Source organism: Poseidonibacter sp. (assembly GCF_041821165.1).
Classification (GTDB): Bacteria; Campylobacterota; Campylobacteria; order Campylobacterales; family Arcobacteraceae; genus Poseidonibacter.
In genome coordinates, this window is record NZ_JBGUES010000165.1 from 1 (window position 1) to 1,996 (window position 1,996).

General features: G+C 26.6%; 2 protein-coding genes. One reads left to right on the forward strand and one right to left on the reverse strand.

Translation table 11 applies throughout. The annotated features are described in order from the left end of the window. On the forward strand, positions 1–1,166 hold a 1,166-nt coding region (locus ACERKK_RS10975; protein ID WP_373773118.1), incomplete at its 5' end, for an ATP-binding cassette domain-containing protein. 19 nt (positions 1,167–1,185) lie between these two features. Here ACERKK_RS10975 and ACERKK_RS10980 read toward each other — a convergent pair. Further along, on the reverse strand, positions 1,186–1,996 hold an 811-nt coding region (locus ACERKK_RS10980; protein WP_373773119.1), incomplete at its 5' end, for a ferritin-like domain-containing protein.

A 1,996-nucleotide genomic window follows, 5' to 3' on the forward strand; every position in this document is an offset into this window, starting at 1 on the left:
AAGATAAAAAAAGAAAAGAGTTAGAAGAGTTTATTGCTAAAAATAAAGCAAGAGCTTCAACAGCTGCACAGGCACAATCAAAAGTAAAACTTTTAGAAAAAATGGATGATATGGCTGAACTTGGTTTTGATTCTACTTTAGAATTTGATTTTAACTTCAAAGATACTCCTGCAAAAGTTTTATTAGACGTAAAAGATTTAGAATTTGGATATACGCCTGAAAACATACTATTTAAAGATATTTCTTTTACTCTAAAAAAAGGTGAAACTTTAGGAATTATAGGAAAAAATGGTAAAGGAAAATCTACACTACTTAATACAATTGCTGGTGAACTTAAGCAAATAAGTGGAATAGTAGATTTTCATGGAACTACTACGTTTGGACACTTTGGACAAACAAATATAAACCATTTAAACCCAAATAATACAGTTATGGATGAGATTTATGTATCAAACCCTACTTTAGCAGAATCAACAGTTAGAGCAATTTGTGGAAATATGATGTTTAGTGATGATAATGCTAAAAAGAAAATTTCACTACTTTCAGGGGGCGAAAAAAGTAGAGTTATGCTAGGACAAATTTTAGCAAAAGATGTTAATTTATTATTTCTTGATGAGCCTACAAACCACCTTGATATGGATTCTATTGATGCTTTAACAAAAGCTATAAAAAGATTTAATGGTTCTAGTATTATTGTTACGCATAGTGAAGAATTATTAAGAAGAGTTTGTGATAGATTAATTATTTTTGCTAATAATGAAGCTAAATATTTTGATGGAAATTATGATGATTTCTTAGAAAAAATTGGTTGGGAAGAAGAGGAAGTTGAAGAAAAAGTAAAATCAGCTCCAAAAGTAAATAAAAAAGAGAATAAAAAACTACGAAGTTCTTTGATTCAAGAAAGAAATAAAATAACTTCTCCACTTAAAAAACAGATTGATTCTTTAGAAAATTCAATTATGAAAATTGAAGATGAATTACAAGAACAACATGATGAACTAATTCAAGCATCTAATAAAGGTGACAATAGTAAAGTTATTGAACTTTCAAGATTAGTAACAAATAATGAAAATCAAATAGAAGAAAATTTTGAGGCACTTGAACTTGCTCAAACTAAATTTGATGAAATTACGCAAGAGTATGAAGAAAAACTAGAAGGTCTTTAGGCCTTTTAGTTTTATTATTTTATTTACAATCTTCTTTTTTTGATAAGACTTTTAATACATCACAAGAAAATCCTGCTTTTTTCCTAGCTTCAAAATTTAAATCCATTTTTCTTTTTGTAGAACCTGGAAATACATCTTCAATAATTTCTAAATATGTAGAGTCATAATCTAAGTTTAATCTATCACATTCATATTTATACCATCTATCACCTTTTAAAACATGGTCAACCTCTTCTTCTAAAATAACAGCTAAAACATCAAGTAGTTTTGAATTAAAAGCATCCATATTTGAGTTTAGTTTTAGCATAATTTTAGGATTTTGATCTAAACCATTTGCTTCTAAAAATCTAGGTACAGCAGCCATTCTTCTTAAGAAATCAGGTGTATCTTGCATTGCTTCAAATAAATTTTTATGAACAGCAAAATCTCCATATTCTCCACCAATTTCTGCTAATAATTTTTCTAACATTAAAAAATGTCTTATTTCATCATCTGCAACTTCTAACCAATCTTTATAATATTCTATTGGCATATTTTTAAATCTTAATGCTGCATCAAGTGCTAAATCAATTGCTGAATACTCAATATGTAAAATAGTATGTACTAGATATTTTTTACCCTCAACTGTATTAAAATTTTTAATTTTAGGTAATTCCATTGGTTTTACAATATCTAAAAATGTTGCATAAGAAGGTTCGATTAAATCGTAAGCTTTATGATTATTATTAAATGTTAATTCATTATTTAAAAACATTTTATAAAAACTATTAAACTTATTGATTTTATCTTTAGGTTTATTTGTTAATAAAACCTCCTCAAGCATAATAAAA